Source organism: Kitasatospora sp. NPDC056181 (genome assembly GCF_042266225.1).
In the GTDB taxonomy this organism is placed as follows: Bacteria; Actinomycetota; Actinomycetes; order Streptomycetales; family Streptomycetaceae; genus Kitasatospora.
This window is the reverse complement of record NZ_JBHJUK010000281.1, coordinates 1-4,657: the sequence shown is the minus strand read 5'-3', so window position 1 is coordinate 4,657 and position 4,657 is coordinate 1. Positions and strand designations below refer to the sequence as shown.

Below are 4,657 nucleotides of genomic sequence, written 5' to 3'. Positions count from 1 at the left end.
GTTGGCGGCTGCGGCGAGCTCTGCCGGCGGGGCGAAGCGCCGCTCCTCCTTGAGCAGGTTGGCCAGGCTCTCGTTGCTCAACGCGCACTCCTCATGCTGTTCTTGCGGTTCCTTGCCGGTACTCGCCGGGCGGCGGCCTCCCGGCGACTACCCCTCGATCTTCACGCGCGCCGGACGCCCGGGAGCCCGTATCGGGCTGAACTCTCGGTGCCCGAACTTAAACCTTTCGGTACCGGGCCGGCCGGCGGCCGGGAACCGTCCCGGGGCTGTACCACGGGCCGAAACCCCGTCAACCGGGCAAACCCTTCGGTACCGACCGTCATCCGCCACCGGCCCTCGGCTCCTAGCCTGACCACCGACGGTGCCCCGACGTAAGGGCCCCGCCGAGCGGCCGCACCCGTCCCACACAGGTCCGGCCCCTCGCCCATCGGGGGATGCCAGGAAGGGAACATCGGATGGCGCTGCGCAGGGCGACAACGGAACGAACCGAGCGGATGGTCGCGGCCGGCCCACCGGTGAACCGGCCACTCGCCGTCCTCACGGCCGCCGCCCTCCTGCTGCTCGGCGGGTGCGCAACCGGCGACGACGGCACCCGTGCGGGATCGCCGGCCACGCCCGGCACCGCCGGGACGGACCGGCCGACGACGGTGCCGGGCTCGTCCCCGGGCGGGCCGAAGGTGGCGGAGGACCGCGCGCTCCCGGGCGGCCTCGGCGATCCGGCCACCGCACCGACGGGCAGCCCGGTGTTCGAATCCGATGGCCCCCGCAACCCCTCCTACGGAGGCCTGGGAACGCTGACCGCCTGCGACTCCGGTCGGCGCCTGGCCGTCCTGGACGCCCCGCTGTCCGACGTGCCCGACGGCGCCCGGGTCGGCGCCACGGCGCCCACCGGCGCCAACGGCGAGGAGTGGCTCGTGTGGACCGAGCCGGACGGCGGCCTGGTGCTGCAGTCCCTGCTCTCCAGCGGCTCACCCGTACCCCGGCTGGTCACCGCGGAGCCGACCGGGGGCGTCGCGGTCCGGGACGAGGCCTCCGCGGGCACCACCGCCGCCTCGACGCAGCGCTGGCAGCTCACCGACCGCCGCCCGCAGCCGGGCGCCGCCTCGGCGAACGGCTCCGCCACCCCCGACTGTCTGCGGATCAGGACCCAGGACGGCGCCGACTGCCTGCTCGACGACGGCGCCGACGCGCCCCTGGTGGTCGGTGACTGCTCCTCGCGCGCCGCGTGGTGGAGCCCCCAGGGCCTGCTCACCCCGACCGACCTCTGACCGGCCCGCCCGAGACCGCCCCGACCGATCGGAGCCCGCCATGTCACCGACCCGCGCCGACGTCGCCGTCTGCCCGCCACCGACCGCCCCGGACGACCCGGTGGCGCTGTACGCCGTCGACGCCACCGGTACCGGCCGGGCCGTCACCCGGCGAGAGCTGACCGACCAGGTCGACCGGGTCACGGCCGCGATGCGCCGGCTCGGCGTACGCCCCGGCGACCGGGTCGCCCTGCAGTTGCCGCTGGTCCCCGAAGCAGTGGCCGCACTGCTGGCCTGCACCCGGATCGGCGCCGTCGCCACCACGCCCACACCGTCGGCGCCCCCGCTCCACGATCCGTCCGACGAGCTCGCCCGGCGTCGCCTCCGGCGCGTCAGGCTGCTGGTGACGGCCGACGACCGGCGTCCCACCGGGAGCCGGACCGCGCCTCCCGGGTCGCCGCAGGTCCTGGTGCTGCCCACGGGCAGCGGGCCGGCCCGCCGGCACCTCGCCCTCGCCGCACCGCCGGCCCGGAGCAGCCGCCCCGTCCCGGCCCCCGAGGAGAACGCGGCCGGCCTCCGGCTCGGCCTGCGCGGCCCCGCCGACGTCTACTGGTGCGCGGCCGACCTCGACTGGCTGGTCCGTCACCCCCTGGCCGTCGCCGGGCCGCTGGCCCTCGGAGCCGCACAGGTCCTCTGCCAGGACTCCGCCCGCTCCGCCCACCCCGAGCGCCTCCTGGAGACCCTCCACACCTACCGCGTGACCGTGCTCCACGCCCGGCCCGACTCCCTGCAGGAGGTCCTGCGGCACTCCCCTGCGACCGGCCTGCCCACCCTGCCCGCCCCCGACCTGCGCCTCGTCGCGCCGGTCCCCGAGCTCGCCGACTTCCCCGGTCCCGACCACTGGTACTGGCAAAGGGAGCACCTCCCCAGCCCCTCCTGGCACCTGCGGCACGGCCCCAGCCCCTGGTCGCTCCGACCGTCCGCCGTCCCCGCCGACTCCCTCCCGGGGCAGCAGGACACGCTCGCCCGGCCGTGAGCACCGGTCCCGGCGCCCTGCCGCCGGGACCGGCCACCCGATGCCGCCCCACGGACCTGTCCGACTACCGCTCACGCCGCACCCGTGCGCGCACCCGTGGGTCGTGCCGGGGCCGGACGGCGCCCGAGGCGCGCGGGCCGGGGGATCCGGGTGGGCCGGGAGATCCGGGTGTCTGCTCCCGTGTCACATTCCCGCGCCGCGCGGAGTCAGGGTCATGAGAGAACGGGGAGCCGGGCGGCGCAGGTCGCCGGAACCCCGCGCAATCCGAGAGGAGCGCGCCGGACGACCGCACCCGGCCCGCCCGATCGTCGCCGCGCACCGACCGGTGCCGCGTGCCGACCGATGCCCGAGGAAGGCCCCCCATGATCCCGCTCCCCCGTGCCGCTGCCATCGCCGCACTGACCGCCCTGTCGATCGCCGCGACCCCCACCCCAGCCTCGGCCGGGCCGGCGCACCGACAGCACTGGTCGGCCGCCTGGGCCGCGCCGATGATGCGCCCCTCCGCAGCGCCCTGGTTCGCGACCTGGGCCGGGCAGGGCTTCGACCACCAGACGGTGCGGGAGGTGGTGCGGCTCGGCACGGGCGGCAAGGCCGTCCGGTTCCGGCTTTCCAACACCTACGGGACGACTCCGCTGCGACTGACCGGGGCCAGTGTCGGCCGGGCCGCGGACGGGGCGGCCGTCGTCCCCGGGACCGTGCGGCCGTTGCACTTCGACCACCGGGACTCCGTCGTCGTCCCCGCCGGCGGGGAGGTCCTCAGCGACCCGGTGCCGCTGCCGGTGGCGGCCCGCGACCGGGTGGCGCTCACCCTCTACTTCGACGGTCCGACCGGCCCGGCCACCTACCACCAGCTCTCCATGACCACGACCTACCGGGCCGACGGCGACCACCGCGGCGACACCGGCGCGGCGGCGTTCAGCGACGCCGTCCGCCCCGGGTACGGCTCCTGGTACTACGTCAGCGGCGTCGAGGTCACCGGCGGCCGGCCGGTGGGCAAGGCCGTGGTGGCCTTCGGCGAGTCCACCACCGACGGGTTCGGCGCCACCGTCGACGGGGACGACCGCTACCCCGACCGCCTCGCCGAACGGCTCATCGCCGACGGCCGGCCGCGCCCGGTGCTCAACGCCGGCATCGGCTCGAACAAGATGCTCGCCGACTCCGCCTGCGCCGGCGACAGCGCCCTGTCCCGCTTCGAACGCGACGTGCTCAACCAGCCGAACGTCGGCACCGTGATCGTCTCCCACGGAATGAACGACATCCTCCGCACCGGGGACCAGATCTGCGGCGTGGACCGCGAGGACCCGCCCGTCACCCTCCAGCGGCTGATCGACGCCCACCGCGCCCTGATCCGCGCCGCCCACGCCCGCGGCGTCAAGGCCGTCGGCGCCACCCTGATGCCCTTCGGCGGCGCGCCGTTCTGGACCCCGCAGACCGACCGGCTGCGCCGCGACCTGAACGAGTGGATCCGCACCTCCGGCGAGTACGACGCGGTGGCCGACTTCGACCTGGCCATCGACCCGGCGGGCACCGGCACCATCCCCGACGGCTACCACTTCGGCGACCACCTCCACCCCAGCCCGCTCGGCTACCGGGCCATGGCCGACGGCATCGACCTCGACAGCCTGCAATGACCACCGTCAGGACGGCGGTCCGGAACGGGCCTCGGGGCCTCGGGGCCTCGGGACCCCGCCCAGGCGGGACCCGGTGGCGCTCGGAGTGGAAATCAGGAAGGCTCGGGCGCATGGTCTCGGTATTGCAGAATGTGGCGATCGACTGTGCGGATGCCTACGAGTTGGCCCGCTTCTGGAGCAGGGTGACGGGCCGTCCGCTGCATCCGGAGGACAAGCCGGGTGATCCGGAGGTTCAGGTGCTGCTGGCGGAGGGCCCGCTCCTCCACTTCAACCAGGTACCCGAGGCCAAGACGGTCAAGAACCGGATCCATCTCTGTCTGCGCCCGGAGACCTCGCGCGAGCAGGAGGTGGAACGCCTGCTGGGTCTCGGTGCCACCCTCGTCACCGACCGCCGGAATCCCGACGGATCCGGCTGGGCGGTCCTGGCCGATCCCGAAGGCAACGAGTTCTGCGTTCTGCGCAGTGAGTCCGACCGGGCCGCCACGACTTCCTGACACGTCCGCCGGCCGTCCCCGGTCCTTCCGGGGAACGCGCCTCACAGGCCGGGGTCGGCGCCCGCCGACCTCGGCTCCCACCGCAATTCCGGAAAATGCAAAGCTCCGGGAAACGCAAAGAACCCCCGATCCGTGACGGATCGGGGGTTCTTTGCGAATGATTGTTCGGCGGCGTCCTACTCTCCCACAGGGTCCCCCCTGCAGTACCATCGGCGCTGTGAGGCTTAGCTTCCGGGTTCGGAATGTAAC

The 4,657-nt window shown here is 74.8% G+C and carries 4 protein-coding genes and 1 rRNA gene; 4 read left to right on the top strand and 1 reads right to left on the bottom strand.

Translation table 11 applies throughout. From position 1 onward, the window contains the following. The first annotated feature begins 455 nt into the window (after positions 1-455). The 4 genes from ACFC1F_RS42670 (at position 456) to ACFC1F_RS42655 (ending at position 4,408) form a co-directional block, all read left to right on the top strand. Complete coding sequence (locus tag ACFC1F_RS42670; RefSeq protein WP_376167136.1) at positions 456-1,268, top strand: hypothetical protein; 813 nt, start codon at positions 456-458, stop codon at positions 1,266-1,268. 40 nt (positions 1,269-1,308) lie between these two features. Further along, positions 1,309-2,283 (top strand): AMP-binding protein, encoded by a 975-nt coding sequence (locus ACFC1F_RS42665; RefSeq protein ID WP_376167134.1) that lies wholly within the window; start codon positions 1,309-1,311, stop codon positions 2,281-2,283. 362 nt (positions 2,284-2,645) lie between these two features. After that, positions 2,646-3,914 (top strand): GDSL-type esterase/lipase family protein, encoded by a 1,269-nt coding sequence (locus tag ACFC1F_RS42660; RefSeq protein ID WP_376167132.1) that lies wholly within the window; start codon positions 2,646-2,648, stop codon positions 3,912-3,914. A gap of 110 nt (positions 3,915-4,024) precedes the next feature. Then, the gene (locus tag ACFC1F_RS42655; RefSeq protein WP_209417645.1) at positions 4,025-4,408 is read left to right on the top strand and encodes a VOC family protein; all 384 of its coding nucleotides are present in this window, start codon (positions 4,025-4,027) and stop codon (positions 4,406-4,408) included. Positions 4,409-4,571: 163 nt separating this feature from the next. Here ACFC1F_RS42655 and rrf read toward each other — a convergent pair. After that, positions 4,572-4,657, bottom strand: a 5S ribosomal RNA gene (gene rrf, locus ACFC1F_RS42650); the annotation flags it as partial.